This is a genomic window from Streptomyces sp. CA-111067, from assembly GCF_050956065.1.
GTDB lineage: Bacteria > Actinomycetota > Actinomycetes > Streptomycetales > Streptomycetaceae > Actinacidiphila.
In genome coordinates this window covers 5,140,180-5,156,958 of sequence record NZ_CP192103.1, presented here as the reverse complement: position 1 = coordinate 5,156,958, position 16,779 = coordinate 5,140,180, and the positions used below count along the sequence as shown (strand labels likewise).

Annotated in this window: 18 protein-coding genes; 4 read left to right on the top strand and 14 right to left on the bottom strand. The window is 72.8% G+C overall.

What is annotated here, in order from left to right; translation table 11 throughout:
- Window positions 1-6: 6 nt before the first annotated feature.
- On the bottom strand, window positions 7-1,044 hold the full coding sequence (locus tag ACQPW6_RS22540) for an aspartate-semialdehyde dehydrogenase (protein WP_433891479.1): 1,038 nt from the start codon (window positions 1,042-1,044) through the stop codon (window positions 7-9).
- A gap of 301 nt (window positions 1,045-1,345) precedes the next feature.
- Window positions 1,346-2,356, bottom strand: coding sequence for a dihydrodipicolinate synthase family protein (locus ACQPW6_RS22535; protein WP_433891478.1), 1,011 nt, complete (start codon window positions 2,354-2,356; stop codon window positions 1,346-1,348).
- A gap of 83 nt (window positions 2,357-2,439) precedes the next feature.
- Here ACQPW6_RS22535 and ACQPW6_RS22530 point away from each other — a divergent pair, with 83 nt between their 5' ends.
- Complete coding sequence (locus ACQPW6_RS22530; protein ID WP_433891477.1) at window positions 2,440-2,868, top strand: GNAT family N-acetyltransferase; 429 nt, start codon at window positions 2,440-2,442, stop codon at window positions 2,866-2,868.
- A gap of 25 nt (window positions 2,869-2,893) precedes the next feature.
- On the opposite strand, the gene ACQPW6_RS22525 is transcribed toward ACQPW6_RS22530, so the two are convergent.
- The 3 genes from ACQPW6_RS22525 to ACQPW6_RS22515 form a co-directional block, all read right to left on the bottom strand.
- On the bottom strand, window positions 2,894-3,994 hold the full coding sequence (locus ACQPW6_RS22525; RefSeq protein ID WP_433891476.1) for an aminoglycoside phosphotransferase family protein: 1,101 nt from the start codon (window positions 3,992-3,994) through the stop codon (window positions 2,894-2,896).
- A 146-nt stretch (window positions 3,995-4,140) separates the two neighbouring features.
- The gene (locus ACQPW6_RS22520; protein WP_433891475.1) at window positions 4,141-4,857 is read right to left on the bottom strand and encodes an HAD family hydrolase; all 717 of its coding nucleotides are present in this window, start codon (window positions 4,855-4,857) and stop codon (window positions 4,141-4,143) included.
- Complete coding sequence (locus ACQPW6_RS22515; RefSeq protein ID WP_433891474.1) at window positions 4,854-5,780, bottom strand: GntR family transcriptional regulator; 927 nt, start codon at window positions 5,778-5,780, stop codon at window positions 4,854-4,856. Before ACQPW6_RS22515 ends, ACQPW6_RS22520 begins: the two co-directional genes overlap by 4 nt.
- A 245-nt stretch (window positions 5,781-6,025) precedes the next feature.
- On the opposite strand from ACQPW6_RS22515, the gene ACQPW6_RS22510 reads away from it, so the two are divergent.
- Window positions 6,026-6,196 (top strand): hypothetical protein, encoded by a 171-nt coding sequence (locus ACQPW6_RS22510; protein WP_433891473.1) that lies wholly within the window; start codon window positions 6,026-6,028, stop codon window positions 6,194-6,196.
- A gap of 30 nt (window positions 6,197-6,226) precedes the next feature.
- On the opposite strand, the gene ACQPW6_RS22505 is transcribed toward ACQPW6_RS22510, so the two are convergent.
- On the bottom strand, window positions 6,227-7,468 hold the full coding sequence (locus ACQPW6_RS22505; protein WP_433891472.1) for a GNAT family N-acetyltransferase: 1,242 nt from the start codon (window positions 7,466-7,468) through the stop codon (window positions 6,227-6,229).
- Window positions 7,469-7,611: 143 nt separating this feature from the next.
- Window positions 7,612-8,250: an RsiG family protein gene (locus ACQPW6_RS22500; RefSeq protein ID WP_433891471.1), complete on the bottom strand. Its 639-nt coding sequence runs from the start codon at window positions 8,248-8,250 to the stop codon at window positions 7,612-7,614.
- Window positions 8,251-8,446: 196 nt separating this feature from the next.
- Here ACQPW6_RS22500 and dtd point away from each other — a divergent pair, with 196 nt between their 5' ends.
- Complete coding sequence (dtd, locus tag ACQPW6_RS22495; RefSeq protein ID WP_433891470.1) at window positions 8,447-8,872, top strand: D-aminoacyl-tRNA deacylase; 426 nt, start codon at window positions 8,447-8,449, stop codon at window positions 8,870-8,872.
- A 53-nt stretch (window positions 8,873-8,925) separates the two neighbouring features.
- Here dtd and ACQPW6_RS22490 read toward each other — a convergent pair whose 3' ends face one another.
- The 3 genes from ACQPW6_RS22490 to ACQPW6_RS22480 form a co-directional block, all read right to left on the bottom strand.
- Window positions 8,926-9,894 carry a YgfZ/GcvT domain-containing protein gene (locus ACQPW6_RS22490; RefSeq protein ID WP_433891469.1) on the bottom strand — a complete coding sequence of 323 codons (969 nt, stop codon included), beginning with the start codon at window positions 9,892-9,894 and terminating at the stop codon, window positions 8,926-8,928.
- Between the two features lie 100 nt (window positions 9,895-9,994).
- Complete coding sequence (locus tag ACQPW6_RS22485) at window positions 9,995-10,447, bottom strand: Fur family transcriptional regulator (protein WP_433891468.1); 453 nt, start codon at window positions 10,445-10,447, stop codon at window positions 9,995-9,997.
- Between the two features lie 86 nt (window positions 10,448-10,533).
- Window positions 10,534-11,097: an FABP family protein gene (locus ACQPW6_RS22480; protein ID WP_433891467.1), complete on the bottom strand. Its 564-nt coding sequence runs from the start codon at window positions 11,095-11,097 to the stop codon at window positions 10,534-10,536.
- A gap of 488 nt (window positions 11,098-11,585) precedes the next feature.
- On the opposite strand from ACQPW6_RS22480, the gene ACQPW6_RS22475 reads away from it, so the two are divergent.
- Window positions 11,586-12,473: a carbon-nitrogen hydrolase family protein gene (locus tag ACQPW6_RS22475; protein ID WP_433891466.1), complete on the top strand. Its 888-nt coding sequence runs from the start codon at window positions 11,586-11,588 to the stop codon at window positions 12,471-12,473.
- 111 nt (window positions 12,474-12,584) lie between these two features.
- Here ACQPW6_RS22475 and ACQPW6_RS22470 read toward each other — a convergent pair whose 3' ends face one another.
- From ACQPW6_RS22470 to ACQPW6_RS22455, 4 genes are all read right to left on the bottom strand, one after another.
- Window positions 12,585-13,328: a GntR family transcriptional regulator gene (locus ACQPW6_RS22470; RefSeq protein ID WP_433891465.1), complete on the bottom strand. Its 744-nt coding sequence runs from the start codon at window positions 13,326-13,328 to the stop codon at window positions 12,585-12,587.
- A 76-nt stretch (window positions 13,329-13,404) separates the two neighbouring features.
- On the bottom strand, window positions 13,405-14,955 hold the full coding sequence (locus ACQPW6_RS22465; RefSeq protein WP_433891464.1) for an amidase family protein: 1,551 nt from the start codon (window positions 14,953-14,955) through the stop codon (window positions 13,405-13,407).
- Between the two features lie 85 nt (window positions 14,956-15,040).
- Window positions 15,041-15,256 carry a hypothetical protein gene (locus ACQPW6_RS22460; RefSeq protein ID WP_433891463.1) on the bottom strand — a complete coding sequence of 72 codons (216 nt, stop codon included), beginning with the start codon at window positions 15,254-15,256 and terminating at the stop codon, window positions 15,041-15,043.
- On the bottom strand, window positions 15,253-16,731 hold the full coding sequence (locus tag ACQPW6_RS22455) for an amidase (protein WP_433891462.1): 1,479 nt from the start codon (window positions 16,729-16,731) through the stop codon (window positions 15,253-15,255). The genes ACQPW6_RS22460 and ACQPW6_RS22455 overlap by 4 nt, the downstream gene beginning before the upstream one ends.
- Window positions 16,732-16,779: the final 48 nt, after the last annotated feature.

Here is a 16,779-nt window from a genome sequence, read left to right as displayed (position 1 = left end):
GGCGCGTCAGACGACCGCCGCGCCCAGCTCCGCGGCGACCAGCTCCGCCACCTGCACCGCGTTGAGCGCCGCGCCCTTGCGCAGGTTGTCGGTGGACATGAACAGCGCGAGACCGTTGTCCACCGTCTCGTCGCGCCGGATCCGGCCGACGTAGGACGGGTCGCGGCCGGCGGCCTGGAGCGGGGTCGGGATCTCGGAGAGCTCGACGCCGGGCGCCGCCGCCAGCAGCTCGTACGCCCGCTCGACGCTGATCGGCCGCGCGAACCGCGCGTTGACCTGGAGCGAGTGCCCGGAGAAGACCGGCACCCTGACGCACGTGCCCGACACCTTCAGGTCCGGGATCTCCAGGATCTTCCGCGACTCGTGCCGCAGCTTCTGCTCCTCGTCGGTCTCGAAGCTGCCGTCGTCCACCAGCTTGCCGGCCAGCGGCAGCACGTTGAACGCGATCGGCCGCGCGTACAGGCCCGGCGCCGGGAACTCCACGGCGCCGCCGTCGAACGCGAGCTGGTCGGCGCCCTCGGTGACCGCGCGCGCCTGGCCGTACAGCTCGGCCACGCCGGACAGGCCGGAGCCCGACACCGCCTGGTACGTGGTCGCGACCATCGACACCAGGCCGGCTTCCTCGTGCAGCGGGCGCAGCACGGGCATGGCGCCCATCGTGGTGCAGTTCGGGTTGGCGATGATGCCCTTGGGGCGGTGCGCGGCGGCGTGCGGGTTGACCTCGGAGACGACCAGCGGCACGTCGGGGTCGCGGCGCCAGGCGGAGGAGTTGTCGATCACGACCGCGCCCTGGGCGGCCACCTTCTCCGCCAGCACCCGGGAGGTGGCGCCGCCAGCCGAGAACAGCACGATGTCCAGGCCGCTGTAGTCGGCGGTGGCCGCGTCCTCGACGGCGATCTCGCCGTCGCCCCACGGCAGCGTGCGGCCGACCGAACGCGCGGACGCCAGCAGCCGCAGCTCGGTGAGCGGGAACGCGCGCTCCGCGAGCACCTTGCGCATGACCCCGCCGACCTGCCCGGTCGCTCCGACGATTCCGATCCTCATGCGGTCTCTCTCCGATCTGGTCGCGGCTGGTCGCCTCTGGGTCGCGGCCGGCCTCCGGTTTCCGTCCGGCCGCGGCTGGACGCGTCCGGTCGCGCCGATCCGTGGCGCGGGACTGCCCGCTCGTCCGAGTATCCCCGGCGGGGCGGCGGGACGACGAATGGTTTCAGGTGACGAGACGGGCGCGGCGGGCGCGGGCGCCTTGACCTCGGACAACGCGGTGTCCTCGGCCGACACCGTGTCCTCGGCCGACGTGGCGCGCGCTGTCGTCCGCCCGGCGCGGCCTGGCGCGGCGCACAGGCCCTCACCCCACCCTGCGCAGGCCCGCCAGCGCTCCCGCCAGCGCCTCCGCGCTCGCCGGTTGCAGCGGCAGCCGCACGTCGGGCGTCGGGATCCGCCCCTGCGCGTGCAGCACCGCCTTAACGACGGCCGGATTCGGCTCCCGGAAGACGGCCGCGGCCAGTGCGGCCAGCCGGTGCCCGAGCCCGGGATCCGCCGGCGTCCCACCCGTGCGGCCGGCCGCCAGCTCCACCCAGCGCGCGGTCGCCAGATGCGCCGAGGCCAGGATGCCGCCGGCCGCGCCGAGCGCGAGCAGCGCGGGCGCGAAGACGTCGTCGCCGGACAGCACCTCGAAGCCGGCCGGCAGGGCCCGCGCGGGGTCGCCCGCGCCGTGCGCCGCGCCCAGCAGCGCCACGGCTTCGGCGTCGATCCCGCCGGGCGCGTACTTCACCCCGACCACGCCCGGCAGCCCGGCCAGCTCAGCGATCGCGCGGGCGGTCAGCGGCTGACCGGTGCGGTACGGGACGTGGTAGACGATCAACGGGACCGGGCTCGCCGCGGCCAGCGCCGTGAAGTGGGCGAGCACGCCGGACTCGCCCGGACGGGTGAACGGCGGGACGGTGACCAGCGCCGCGTCCGGTACGACCGGCAGGTCGGCGAGCGCGGCCAGCTCAGCGGCCGCCTGCCGGGTGCTCCCCCGGCCCGCGCCGAGGGTGAAGCGCGCGCCCTGCTCCCGGCAGACCCGGCCGACGGCCTCGACGACCACCGCCCGCTCGGCCTCGTCGAGCCCGCCCGGCTCCCCGGTGGTGCCGAGCGCGACGATCCCGGCGGCGCCGTCCCGCAGCACCGCGCGGGCCAGCTCCTCAAGCGGGCCGACGGCTACCCGGTCGTCCGCGTCGAAGGGGGTGATCAGCGGCACGTGCACGTGGGGGACGGGCGCGGGCGGGACGCGGCCAGGCAGCGGGACGTCGGCGGGCGCGACGTCGGCAGGTGGGACGTCGGCGGGCGGGACGGGAACCAGCGGTACGTCGGTCATGCCGTCGAGTCTGGCCGGGGCCAATGCGAAGGTCCAGTTAAATGTTGTGGAGGCAATCGTTAAGCAGCACTACGATACCGGTCATGTCTGAACTCGCCGCCGCCTACGAATTCTCCACCGACCCGGCCCGCCTCGACGTCGCCCGCGTCCACCACTGGCTGTCCACCGACGCGTACTGGGCGCTCGGCCGCCCGCTCGCGAAGCAGCAGGCCGCCATCGCGGGCTCGCTCAACTTCGGCGGGTACGAGGCCGGCACCGGCGAGCAGCGCGCCTACGCGCGGGTGATCACCGACCTGGCCACGTTCGGCTGGCTGTGTGACGTCTACGTCGACCCGGCGGCTCGCGGCCGGGGCCTGGGCAGCGCGCTGGTCGCGGCGGTCCGCGAGCACCTGGCCCCGTACGGGCTGCGCCGCGTGCTGCTGGCGACGGCGGACGCGCACGGGGTCTACGCGAAGTTCGGCTTCGAGCCGCTGAGCGAGCCGGAGAAGTGGATGGCGCTCGGCGCGCAGTAGCCGCCGCAGAGGGCCTGCCGACCGGTCACGCGGCGAGCGCGCGCCGCGACCGCCGTCCCCGTACCCAGCGCAGCAGCGCCCGCTCGACCTCCGTACGGCTCGGCACGCGGCTCAGCCGCAGCGGCCCGGCCGCCAGGTGCAGCGCGTTGCGGATCCGGCTCACCGCCGCGCCGACGGCGCCGGGCGCCGGGACGTCGGCGAGGCCGTGCGCGGCACGCAGCGTGTCGGCGAACAGCGACTGCGCGCGCTCGTAGTTGACGTACTCCGGCAGGTCCCGCTCCAGCCCGACCGAGAACTCCGGCCGTACGGCGACCCGCCAGCGCTCGACGACCTCCCAGCGCTGGTCGGCCGGGTAGCGCATCCGCACCAGGTGGATGGCCAGGTCGTGCAGCGGATCGCCCCACATCGCCAGTTCCCAGTCCACGATGGTGAGTTCACCGTCGGGGCGGGCGATCATGTTGTGCCGGTGCAGGTCGCCGTGCAGCAGGGCGAACGGGCGCGAGCGCAGCGGCGGCCGCCGGTCGCGCAGCACGCGCAGCGCGTTCGCCGGGATCTCCAGCGCGGTGAACAGGTCGCCGTAATCAGCCCAGTTGGCCGCGCGCACCTCGCGCTCGGCGAAGTCCGCCCGCGCCTTCAGGAAGGCCCGGGAGTCGCCGTCGGGAACCCAGCCGGCCGGCAGCGGCGGCAGGTCGGTCGCCGACACCTCGGTGAACAGGGCGAGTTGGCCGACGATCGAGTCGAGGTGGATCGGGTCGAGCGGCTTGCCGGGCGGGCAGAGCTCGGACAGCGCCGTCCCGGCCACGTACTCGTGGACCGAGATGCCGTCAGAACCGCCGTAGTAGCGCGGGGTGTTGCTGACGGCGGCGGTACGGTCGAGCGCGCGGAGGATGGCTCCCTCGTCCGCCCAGGACCGCTCCACGACCTTGAGTCCCTTGCGGGCCAGCCGGACCTTGACCGGGGTTCCGGCCGCCACACCAAGCAGTTGGGCGTGCCCGGCAGCCTCGGGCAGCATGTAGTTGACGTTGTGGAAGCCGGCCAGGGCGGACCCGTATCGCACCGCATCGGTGCGCAGCGCGTCCCAGGCGGCAGCCGGGACCCGCTCCCGGCTGGTCGTCAGGCCGCCCAAGATGACGCTCCCACGCTCTCGTATGTGGGCAACTTGAATGACCCACGTTTGGCAGGAACGATAGTGGGTAACCCGGCATCCGGCCATGCGTGCCGGTGAACTCCTTGTAACGCCGGGGCCGTTGTCACCCGTTCAGCCGCATACCGTCACCCGTTCGGCGGTATCAGCGAGCGGGCCGCCGCCACCAGACCGGCCATGCCGATGACCACCGGGTGCGGATCGACTGCCCGCAGCCGTGCCACCCGGTCCTCGCTGCGCGCATAGCCGAGAAATCCGATCCCGGCGGCCACTGCTGCCTGTGCGTCCGGCAGCGAGTCGCCGATCATCAGGCAGTCCTGCGGCGCCGCGCCCAGCGCCTCCACCGCGCGCAGCAGGCAGTCCGGGTGCGGCTTCATCAACGACGGATCGTCGCCGCGGCCGAAGATGCGCGAGCCGAAGTAGCCGTCGAGACCGTGCTCCTTGAGGTAGACCGCGACGGCCGAGGGCGCGTTGTTGGTGGTGATCGCCAGCAGTCTGCCGGCCGCGTCGGCCGCCCGGATGAAATCGTCCGCGCCCGGGGTCGGTGCCGCCGACAGCGCGGCCAGCTCCTCGGCGTTGGTGAGCACCGCCCCCAGATGAGCGGTCAGCCGGTCCGGCATGGGCGCGCGCAGCAGCAGGTGCGGGTCGCTTCTCTGGGCCGGTGCGAGATGGTCCAGTGTCGTGCGGCCCTTGATGAGCTGCCGCATCTCGGCGGCGACCAGGGCGGCCGGGCGGCCGGAGAAGAGCCGGCAGATCGGCCCGTCGAAGTCGAGGAGCAGGCACTTCGACCGGTCGAGCAGCGCGCGTAGAACGGTCGGTTCGGGTCCGATGTGCGTAGGTGTCACTCAGAGAGTCTCAGCGGCGTGGCGATCGTTGACCAGAGCGAGTTGAACCATGCCTGCGACTCCTGCACGAACAGGGAGTCGCGCGAGCCCGGATCCGCCGGGTCCGATCGGTACGGGAACAGCTGCGCGGACAGGCCGAGGACGTCGTGGATCTCGCCCCTCTCGCCGTCTCCGAGCGGGACTTCGCGCGGCACCACCCGGTAGTAACCGCCCAGCACCGTATGCCCGTTGAACAGGTAGAGCTTCTGCATCGGGGTGAGCGGCACGGTCTTGAACTCCACGGAGCTCTGGATCCAGGGGGCGAGTTCTGACAGCGCGGTGAACGTGCTGCGCAGGGAGATCACATGCCCCTCGACGATCTGCCGCAGCCGGCGCAGCGGCCGGTCGTCGGTGGGATCGCCGACCAGTTGCGGTACGCCCAGGTGGGCGTCGAGGCTCGGCAGCAGCAGCCGGATGGTGACCGACTCGGGCCGCAACTCGCCCTGCTCGACCCGCTGGACGGCCGGCACCAGCGCGCGGGCCAGCGTCTCGGTGGTCAGCGAGTACGAGTCGATCGTCACCTCGCGCTGCTCGAACGCCTCGGCGACATACGCGACCAGCGAGGTGGACGCGGGTGCGGGCTGGTCCGACCAGTCACCGGTCGCGCCGCCGCTCTCCTGCCAGGGCAGCACCTCGGCCGGCCGGCCGCGCTGGTTGTCGATGTAGCCGTCCTTGCGCAGCTCGCCGAGCGCGCGCTGCACGGTCGGGCGGGAGACGTTGAACCGCTCTTCCAACTCTGCCTGGGACGGGATGCGTTCGCCCACCGGGTAGCTGCCGTCCACGATCTCGCCGCGCAGCACATCGGCGATGTGCAGGTACGGCGGGACGGAGCCGCCGGCGGACTCCCGGGTCGCACCGTTGACTGAGCGATGTTCTTCATCCACGGGGCAACATTACAACTTCCGCTCAGATATGGGTGCTTACCTGAATCTAGTTTACCGATCTCAGTCAACCGGGAACATCATGAGTGAGGCCACATCATTCAACTCACCTCAACCAACCCACACTAGCAGCGAGTTGAGTGAGCCAACCTCACGGGGGTTGCCAACCTTCCCGTCCGACGATGTGCGGGACGCACGCCGCCACCCACCTTCAGCAATCGCACGGTGCTGTGAAGGAGGGACCGGTAATGATCATCGCTCTCAGCTTGTGTGCGTACCTGTTCGAGCAAGCCTTCCAGTCGCGGTACGGGGCCGTGGGAGCAGTGGCGCTCGGCTGTGTCTCTCTGGGACACAAGACCCGCAACGCCAAGTGCACCGCGATCGGTGTCGCCGCCCTCCTCCTGCTGCTCGCCCACTGAGCGGGCGGGCATTACCGGAGGGACCCGAGGTCAGAAGACGTCCGGGCACCAGGGGCGGCGGGGGGTGTGGAAGGCGGTGTCCGCGGCTGCGGCGGCGGCCGGGCGGTGTTCGGTGAGGCGGCCGAGGGCCGCGAGGCGCAGGGCGGACTCGTCGCCGAGGTAGAGGCAGGCCAGGTCGCCGACGTCGAGGGAGAGGTCGGTCGGGGTGGCCGACGGGGCCGGGACGCAGACGGCGGCGCCGGACGTGTCGGTCTCCAGCAGGAAGCGGCCGGACGCGAGGCCCGCGCGGTCCTGCACGTCGAGCACCAGGGAGGTGGCGGCGCCCGCGTAGGTGCGGGCGGACAGGGCGGCGGGGACGTCGAGGATCCGCAGCCACATGAAGTCCGCGATGGACGAGAGCCGGGCCGCGCGGGGGTCGCCGAGCAGCAGCGGCAGCAGGTCGTCCGGCGGGCGGAAGCCCGTCTTGATCAGGTTGACCCAGTCGAGGGCGAACAGGTAGCGCCACAGGGCGGTTTCGGCGGCCGGGGTGGCCGCGGTCAGGTTGCGCACCGAGGCGTGGACGTCGGGCAGCTTGTGCTCCCACTCGCCGTCGTGGATGTCGTAGCCGACCATGCCGTCGATCCGGCCGTCCGCGTCGCGGTAGACGGCGAAGAACGGCTCCTTCCAGGAGCCAGGCGGCAACTGCCGCTCGCCGGTGGCGACTTCCCAGTACTCGGTGGTGCGGTTGATCGCGCCCGGGGTCAACGTGCGGACCCGTTCGTGTAGTTCGGGTCCGGCCTTGCGGATCTCGGCCGCGCCGACGAGTTCCACCCGGCCCTCGGGCGGGCCGGGATAGCGCTGGTCGAGGGCGGCGCGCGGCAGGTCCACGTCCCACTGGGCGACCCAGGTGGCCGGGCCGAAGCCGTAGCGGCCGTAGATGGGGTACTCGGCGGCGATCAGGATCGAGACGGGGTTGCCGCGTTCCTTGGCGTCGGCGAGGTCGGCGGCCATCATCTGGCTGGCCAGGCCGCGGCGGCGGTGCGTGCCGGTGACGGAGACGTTGGTGACCGCGCTCGCGTCCACGGCGCGGCCGCCGGGGACGGTCAGTTCGCGCGGCATGCTGCGGAGGGTGGCGACGCAGCGGTCACCTTCGAACACGCCGCGGGTGCGCGCCAGGTCGTAGGAGGCGCGGCGCAGTTCGACTTCCTCGGCGCCGACGGTGAAGCCCCGGTAGAAACCGGTGTTCAGCGCGCGGATCCATTCGGCGACGTCGGACTCGGTGAGCGTGCGCATCTCTGACCCCATCCCCCCAAACTATGCAGCCTGCGGCTCGCCCGCACCCGAATAACCGACCCCCGCCGGCGGGGCGCCCCCGCACCCCTGCCGGGGCGCACCGTGGCCCGGGCACGACATGGTCCGGTTGCGCGCCGCGAAGGCTAAGGCTCGGAGAGGAGGTCGTCCACGTTGGCCTCGCCGTTTCGGTAGCGGCGGGTGATTTCGGCGCTGCAGCCGTCGACTGTCTGCTGGAGGGTCTGGCGGCGGGCGGAGACCTCGTGTTCGTGGCGGGCCAGGCGGGACATCGCCGCGTGGAGTTCGGGGTCGGTGCGGGCGGCCAGGTCGGAGAGTTCGACCTCGGCGAGCATCTCCTCGGCGAGCAGCCGGACCCGTTCGGTCAGCGGGGTGCCCAGGGTGACGTGCCGGGCCGAGGTGCGGATCCGGGAGGGGCCGTCCGCCAGGATCTCGGAGAGCCGGTCGAGCACCGGAGCGTCCTGCACCGGTGCGTCGGGCGAGCCGCGGCGGGCCAGCTCCGCGCGCAGGATGTCGATCCGCCCGTGCAGCATCCGCCGCAGGTAGGACAGGTCGGCCTCCTCCTGCTGGGCGTCCCGGCGCAGCGCGCGCAGCGCGGCCAGGCCGAGCGCGGCCAGATCGGGTGCGGTGGCGTCCGTGAGCGGCCCGCGCGGCGCGGGCGGGCGCAGCGGTCCCAGGGCGTCGGCCTTCGGCATGCGGTGGGCCTTCCTGATGGTCGCCGTCGGTGCGGTGGTGCCGGAAGTCTCTCCAGCGCCGGGTGTGCTCATGCTTTCGTCCCCTCCTGCGGCTTGTGGGCCGCCCAGAGTTGATGCTGCCACTTGCCACTGACACACCGCAGCGACTCTGCACCCGAACGGCCGTCGCAACAGTTGTGCGAGCCCGCCGACCGGGCGTACGGCACACCCTCCGCGCGCCCCCTCACCCGTGCGGGTGGTGTCCGGGGGCGCACGGCACAATGTCCGCATGCGAGCGGTGGCCCAGCGGGTGAGCGAGGCGAAGGTCGTGGTGGCCGGCGAGACCGTCGGCGCCGTCCAGGGGCCGGGACTGTGCGTCCTGGTCGGGGTGACGCACGACGACACCGAGGAGAAGGCGGCCGCCCTGGCCCGCAAGCTGTGGACGCTGCGCATCCTGCCCGGCGAGCAGTCCTGCTCCGACGTCGACGGCCAGTTGCTGGTGATCAGCCAGTTCACGCTTTACGGTGACGCCCGGAAGGGTCGCCGCCCCACCTGGAACGCCGCCGCCCCCGGGCAGGTCGCCGAGCCGCTGGTGGACGAGGTGGTCGCCCGGTTGCGCGCGCTCGGCGCGACCGTGCGCACCGGCGTGTTCGGCGCCGAGATGAAGGTCACCCTCACCAACGAGGGGCCCTTCACCGTCGTCATCGACGTATAGGACCCATGGGCCGCATAAGACGGGCCCCGGCCCCACCGCGGGCCCCGCGGACCCTAACCCGCGACCACCGTCTCCTGCGTCGCCGCCGTGTCCTCCGCCAGCAGCGTCGCCTCCGCCGGTGTGTTGCGCTTCACCAGCGCCAGCGCGATCGGCCCGAGCTCCCAGTGCCGGGCCGAGGACGTGATGAAGCCGACCGGGCGGCCCTCCTCGCCGTCGGCCGCGAGCCGCACCGGCGTGCCGTGGCCGGGCAGCCGCACCTCGCTGCCGTCCAGGTGCAGGAAGACCAGGCGGCGCGGCGGGCGGCCCAGGTTGTGCACCCGGGCGACCGTCTCCTGGCCGCGGTAGCAGCCCTTCTGCAGGTGCACCGCGGATTCGAGCCAGCCCAGCTCGTGCGGGATCGTACGGTGGTCGGTCTCCAGGCCGAGCCGCGGCCGGTGCGCCTCGATCCGCAGCGCCTCGTGGGCCAGCGAGCCGATCGCCGGGCCCGCCGTCCCGGCGAAGTCCTCGAACTCGGCGCGCGGTACGAACACGTCACGCCCGTACGGGGTCTCCCGCACCGGCCAGCCGGCCGGCACCGCCGTGATCGAACCGGCCGGCAGGTACACCAGCGCGTACTGCTCGGAGGCGTCGGCGGCCTCCACCCGGTAGAAGAACTTCATGCTCTCCAGGTAGGCGAGCAGCGCGCCCTGGGTGCCGGGCTCGACGTGGATCCAGGTCGTGCTGCCGTCGTCCACCAGGTACAGGGCGTGCTCGATGTGGCCGTGCGCGGAGAGCACCAGCGCCTCGGTGGCCTGCCCGGGCGGCAGGTTCTCCACGTGCTGGGTGAGCAGCAGGTGCAGCCAGGCCAGCCGGTCGTCTCCGCTGACCGTCACGATCCCGCGGTGGGACAGGTCCACGAAACCGGTGCCGCCGGCGAGGGCGCGCTGTTCACGGAAGAGGTCGCCGTAGTGCGCGGCCACTCCCTCGTCGGGGCCTTCCGCCGCGACGGCGCCGGGCAGCGACAGCAAAGGGCTCTTCGTCATGCGTTCAAGACTACGACCCTACGAGCGGATGACCCGGCCGCCTCCGGAAGGCCGCCACCCCGCACCCGCCCGCGGGCTCCGGCGCCGCCCCCGCCCCGTCCTACGACCCGCTCGCGCCCGGCTCCCCCTCCGCCGCCTTGCGCGCGCAATCCTGGCACCGGCCGAAGATCGCGAAGTGCTTCATGTCGGGCTGGAAGCCGAACTCCGCCCGCAGCCCGTCCTTGAGCGGTGCCGCGAGCTCCACCTGCGCCTCGGTGACCGAGTCGCAGTCGCGGCACACCAGGTGCATGTGGTCGTGCCGGTCGGCGAGGTGGTACGTGGGGGCGCCGTGGCCGAGGTGGGCGTGGCTGACCAGGCCCAGTTCCTCAAGGAGCTCCAGCGTCCGGTAGACGGTGGAGATGTTGACGCCCGAGGCGGTCTTGCGCACCTGGCACAGGATGTCGTCGGGCGTGGAGTGTTCGAGCGCGTCCACGGCTTCCAGGACCAGCTGCCGCTGCGGCGTCAGCCGGTAGCCGCGCCGCCGCAGATCGGTCTTCCAGTCGGTGGTCGCCACCCGGCCAGTGTAGGTCGGCCCGGCGGGTCGGGGCCCTGGGTGAGCACCGGTGCGCCCCGGCCCACGCGAAGTGGGTGAGCCCCGGCCTACTTGAAGAACGCGATCCCGTCGTCCGGCAGGTCCTTCACGTCGGCGGCCCACTCGCGCGGGTCCACCAGCTTCTTCAGGTGCGCCGACATGTACGCCCGCATCGGCACCGCAGGCGTGGCCTTCTCGCCGACCCACATCAGGTCGCTGTTCACGTACCCGTACAGCCGGGTGCCGCCGCTGTACTCGGGTGCCTGCGGCAGCCGGGCCACCGCGTCCGTGACCAGGTCGATCTGCGGCTTGCCCTCGGCCAGCTGCCCGGTCCAGACCTCGGCCACGCCCTCGTCGCGGGTGAGCGTGACGTCGACCTTGTGCTCGGCGTCGATCCGCCAGTAGCCGCTCTCGTTCTCCAGCGGCCTGACCTTCTTGCCGTCGGCGTCCAGCACCCAGGTACGCGAGCGGTACTCCAGGAACGGCCGGCCGTCGTGGCTGAAGACGACCTCCTGCCCGAAGTTGCACTTCTCCGAGCCGGGGAAGTCGTGCACGCCCGCGCCCTCCCACCGGCCGAGCAGGAACACCAGCGGGACCAGGTCGGGGTGCAGGTCCGACGGGATCTCGATCATGTCAGCGCTGGCCCTGGTAGAGCTTCTTCACCGCGTAGAGCGCGAACGCGGCGACGCCGAGGCAGACCAGGACGAGCAGAGCGTCGAAGTAGTACTCAATGTGCACGGACGTGCTCCTCGGACGGGCGGGCGGTCAGGGCCGCGTACGAGTCTAGTGCGGCCCCGATCCCCGGGCACGGGCAGGCGCCCCGCACGGCCGGCTGCCCGCCCCTTGCTGACGGGAGCTGACCCCCGCCCGCCGGCGCCGCCGGCCCGGCGTAATCCGGCCGACCACCCCGCCGTACCGGCGTTTCCGGCTCCGCCAAGCCCGCCCGCACCCGCGATCCGCCGCCCGCCCGGCGCAACGGCGGCGTTACCGCGACGACCCTGCGCTCACACCTTCGGCACGCACGGTAGCGGCGTGTCGTCGTCCGGGCCGGACCCGGGACCCGGGCGACGCGCGGCACACCCGACATCCGGATGTTCCCGGGAAAGGACGGAGGCCGCCCATGACGATCATCGCCACAGTGGCGCTCGAAGGCAGCTACGACATCGAGATCAGCACCAAGCGCCACCTCACGCTGATGGCGGAGGCCGCCGAGGCGGGGGCGGAGCTGGTGGTCTTCCCCGAGATCAGCCTCCAGGGCTACCCGCCCGACCTGACCAGCTTCTACCCGGAGCGGATCCAGGCGGCCTACGACAACGCCGAGTCGGTGGCCGACGGGCCGCATGTGCGGCAGATCGTGGAGCAGGCGCGGGCGCTCGGCGTCCACACGATCTTCGGCATGAACGAGACCGGCGACGCGCCCGGCGTCATCTACAACACGATGGTGCTCACCGGCCCCGAGGGGCTGATCGGCACCTACCGCAAGGTCCATGTCGGCATCACCGAGCAGCTGACCTGGCGGCGCGGCGACGACTGGCCGGTGTACGAGACCGCGCTCGGCCGGATCGGGATGCTGATCTGCTACGACAAGATGTGGCCGGAGTCCACCCGTGAGCTGATGCTGCGCGGCGCGGACCTGCTGGTGATGTCCACCGCGTGGCCGATGGTCAACGGCGAGCAGGACCCGGAGACCAACATCTGGGCGGAGCTGTACCGGCTCTACGACCGGGCCCGCGCCGCCGAGAACTCCCGCTGGTTCGTGTCGTCCAACTTCGCCGGCGACTTCGGCGGCTGCCGGTTCCTCGGCCTCAGCCAGATCGTCGACCCGATGGGCCGGGTGGTGGCGACCACCGGTGCCCTGACGCCCGGGATCGCCGTGGCCGACATCGACATCGCCGGCGGCATCGCGGCGGCCAACGCCCACCTGATGGGCGCGCGGCTGATCCGCGACCGGCGGCCCGACACGTACGACGCCGTCAGCGGCCGGATCCCGAACGCGGTGGACGGCTGACCGACCGGGCTCAGGGCCCGGACGGCTGACCGACCGCCGCAAAGCCGGCCCGGGGCCCGCCCCAGGCCGGTGCCGGGCCGGTCCCGTACGGTCGGGGGCCGGCCGCCCCGCTCACTCCGGCGGGCGGCTGGCCTTGGAGAACATCACGCTGCGATCGCCCCGCGCCCTGACCAGCGCGAAGTTGAACGGCACCTCGTCCTTGCCGAAGATCACCTGCTCGTAGAGCAGCACCGGCGCCCCGGGCGACACCTTCAGCAGGGCCGCGTCGTGCGTGTCGGCGAGCGACGCCTCCATCAGCAGGGTGCTGCCGGTGAGGGTGATGCCGGACTCGTCGAGCAGCCGGTACCAGTCCGTCTGGAACCGCTCGCGCTCCATGTTCAACGCCTCCGGCATCCGTACGTAGTTGGTGGCGATCACGAACGGCTCGTGGTCGCACCAGCCGACGTAGTCCACCCGCAACCCCGGGTAGCCCGGGGCGAGTCCGAGCGCCTTGGTCGCGATGTCGGGCAGCCGCAGCACGCCCCAGTCCCGGATCTGCGCGCTGAGCCTGCCGTCCAGGACGCTGCCGCGCTGCGGCTTCACCGCGCCGTGGTACTCGGCCAGGTCCAGTTGCGTCCTGGTGTTGCTGACCCGGGTGCCGACGCCCTGGATGCGCTCCACCAGGCCCTCGGAACGCAGCAGGTCCAGCGCGTCGCGCACCACCGCCCGGCTCACGCCGAACTTGGCCATCAGCCGGTCCTCGGGCAGCAGCCGCTCGTCGAGTGCGCCGTGCACGACCTCGACGCGGAGCAGATCGCGGATCCGCCGGGCCTCGTCGGCCCGGCGGTGGTCGCCTGCACGTCTGCCACTTTCCATTTTTTCATGGTTGACGTGATGTGTGTTCACCGTATTTCCCTCCGGTGAATGCGGTGAATCCGGCGAGTCCCGTGCCTCAGACGCCCTCGAAGGCGCCCTCGAAGGCGAACCCGACCTGGTAGAGCAGCCGTTCGGCGTAGCGCGGCCCGACGATCTGGAGGCCGACCGGCAGGTCCGCCTCGCCCCGGCCGCACGGCACGGTCAGCGACGGGTGGCCGGTGAGGTCGGTCGGCGAGGTGTTCGCGGTGGCCTTGCCGACCCGGCCGCCGCCGCGCAGGAACGCGGCGGGGCTGCTGCGTTCGGTCAGCAGCTCGTGCGCGACGGTCGGGATCGTCGGCATGATCAGCACGTCGACGCCGGCCAGCGCCGCGTCCACCTGCTTGCGCAGCTCGAGCCGCAGGTTGTGGCCCTTCACGAACGGCAGGCCGTCGTAGTGGGTGTTGACGTGCTCGGCGGTGAACATCATCGACTTCAGCAGCGGCGGCAGGTCGTCGCCGCCGGTCCGCGACTGCGCCGCGAGCACCGCGACCATCTGCGGGTCGATCCGGCCCAGGTGGCCGAAGTTGCCGGTGCCGTTGCTCTTGACCATGGCGGAGGTGGCGGCCGGCATCGAGGCGAGCGAGATCGCCCAGCCCTTCTCCCACAGCGGCGCCGACACCTCGGCGACGGTCGCGCCCAGGCCGCGCAGGGTCTTCACGGCGGCCTCGAACGCGGTCCGCACGTCGTCGGTCACGCCGACCGGCTCAAGTGCCTCGGCCAGCACGCCGATCCGCAGGCCCTCGACGCCGAGGCCGGCCGCCGAGCCGTACGCGTCCGGCTGCGCCGGCAGGTCGCGGGTCCACTGCGGGTCGCGCCAGTCCGGGCCCGCCATGACGTCGAGCATCAGCGCGTTGTCGGCGACCGTCCTGGTGATCGGCCCGATGTGGTCGAGCGTGTGGTTCATGTAGCTCATGCCGTAGGACGGGACCAGGCCGTGGGTGGCCTTCATCCCGACAAGTCCGCACCACGCGGCGGGTATCCGCACGCTGCCGCCCTCGTCCGCGCCGAGCGCGAGATCGACCAGGCCGGCGGCGACGGCCGCGCCGGAACCCGAGGAGGAGCCGCCGGTGGAGCGGGTCGGATCGACCGGATTGCGGGACGGGCCGAAGGCCGAGCCCTCGCCGAGGCCGAAGCCGAGGTCCTCCAGGTTGGTCTTGGCGGTGACGGTGACGCCCGCGTCGAGCAGCCGCTCGATCACGGTGGCGTCCTCGGTGGGCACCAGCACCGGCTGCCGCCGGCCGCCGTTGGTCATCGGCACCCCGGCGACCGCGATGCAGTCCTTGACGCCCAACGTCCGCCCGGCGAGCGGCCCTTCGGCGGCGCCCCGTACCTCGCAGAACCTGATCACTGCGTTGTACGGGTCCTCGCCGGGCTGCGGCGGGCGCCCGGGGTCGCGGTGAGTGTGCTTCAACGGCACGGAGACGTCAGGCAGTTCCTCGATCTCGTCGAGCCCGGCCAGCGTGGCCCGTACGGCCTCGGTGTAGAGCCCGGTCTCCTGAGCGGTCAGCTGCCAGCCCAACGCGCTCGCGTACGCGTCGATCTGGGCGGGCTCGGGGTAACGCAGATGTCCCCAGGGGCGGTTCGACACGGAATCCTCGTTTCGTCGGTGGCGCGGTGAGGTGGCTCGTGAGGTGGTCAGGGGGATGTGGCGGACGGGGAGGCGGCGGCCCGGCCTACGGCAGCGGGCTGAAGATCAGCTGCGGCTCCTCCTCGTGCCCGATCGGCACGGCGTGCAGCGCGTCGAGCGAGACGCGCAACGCCGGGTAGGACGCGACGAGTTCGGCCTCCTCGTCGGCCGGCACGCTGACGCCGGCCGCGTGCAGCAGCACGGCGACGGCCTGCTCGGGGGTGGGACCGGACGTGGGACCGGGGCTGGTGGTGGCGCTCATGCGAGCAGCTCCTTGACGATCGGGGACTCGGTCAGGTGGTGGCCGGTGAGCGACTGGAAGGCGTCGGCGGCGCGGAACACGGTGGTCTCCTCGAACGGCCGCCCGGCGAGCTGGAGTCCGACCGGCAGCCCGGCGGAGGTGAGGCCCATCGGGACGGACATCGCCGGGTTGCCGAGCGAGTTCCAGTACGGCGTGAGGATCGACGGGGCCAGCGTGGCCAGGCTGAGCTCGTCCAGCGGGATGCTCGGCGTCAGGCAGGTGGGGGTCACCAACAGGTCCTGGGTGGTGAGGAGTTCGGCCATCGCCTTGACGCCGGCCCGCCTGACCCGCTGCGTCTGCACGTAGTCGGGGCCGGTCACCAGCGCGCCGAGCGCCAGCGTGCCGCGGGTGGGGCGGCCGTAGTCGTTCCAGCGTGCGCCGAGGTCGCCGCGGTGGTAGGCGAACGCCTCCGCCATGAACCCGGACATGGCGGCCGTGACCAGCTCGTCCCAGAGCGGCAGCCGGATCTCGCTGACGACCGCCCCCGCGGCGGCGAGGACGTCGAGCGCGGCCCTGGTCAGCGCGGCGACCTCGGGGTCGCAGGCCGGCCGGTCGAGCAGGCTGGTGTCCACCCCGATCCGCAGGCCCTCGACCGAACCGGTGAGCGCGCCGGTGTAGTCGTCCACCGGCCGGTCGGCGCTGCACGGGTCGGAGCCGTCGTGTCCGGCCATGACCGCGAGCATCGCCGCCGCGTCGCGGGCGCTGCGGGTCAGCGGGCCGATGTTGTCGTAGCTGAAGCCGAGCGGCACGCAGCCGGACTTGGGCACCCGGCCGAAGGTCTGCTTCATGCCGGTCACCCCGCACCAGGACGCGGGGAGCCGGACGCTGCCGCCGGTGTCGGTGCCGAGGCCGCCGAGGAACATGCCGGCCGCGACACCGCTGCCGGTGCCGGAGGACGAGCCGCCCGGGTAGTGGTCGAGCGCGTAGGGGCTGCGCGGGGTCGGGAAGCCCTTGCCCGGGTCGGGCATGCCGATCGCGTACTCGGCGGTGGTGGTCTTCCCGGTGATCACCGCACCGGCGGCCCGCAGCCGGGACACCACCACGGCGTCGCCCTGGGCGCCGAAGGCCGGGTCGAGGATCAGGCTCTGCGCGGTGGAGGGCGCGTCGGAGGTGGCGATGATGTCCTTCACGCCGAGCGGGATGCCGTGCAGCGGCCCCCGGTCGATGCCGGCGGCGAGTTCCTCGTCGGCCCGGGCCGCCGCGGCCTGCGCGGCCTCGTCGGTGCGGACGATGTACGTGCCGATCGAGGCGTCGAGCCGTTCGGCCCGCGCCGTGACCGCCCGCAGCAGGGCGGTCGAGGTCAGCGAGCCGTCGCGGAGCGCGGCGGCAGCGGCGGTGATGGTCAGCGGGAGCCGGTCGGGGGCGGCGGAGAACTCCGCGGCGGCCGGGGCGGCCGTCCCGCTGGTACCGGCCGTACTGGTCGTGATGGTGGTCATGCCGAACACACCTTTCGGTCGGACGAAGGCAGGTGAGCAGGGGGAGGA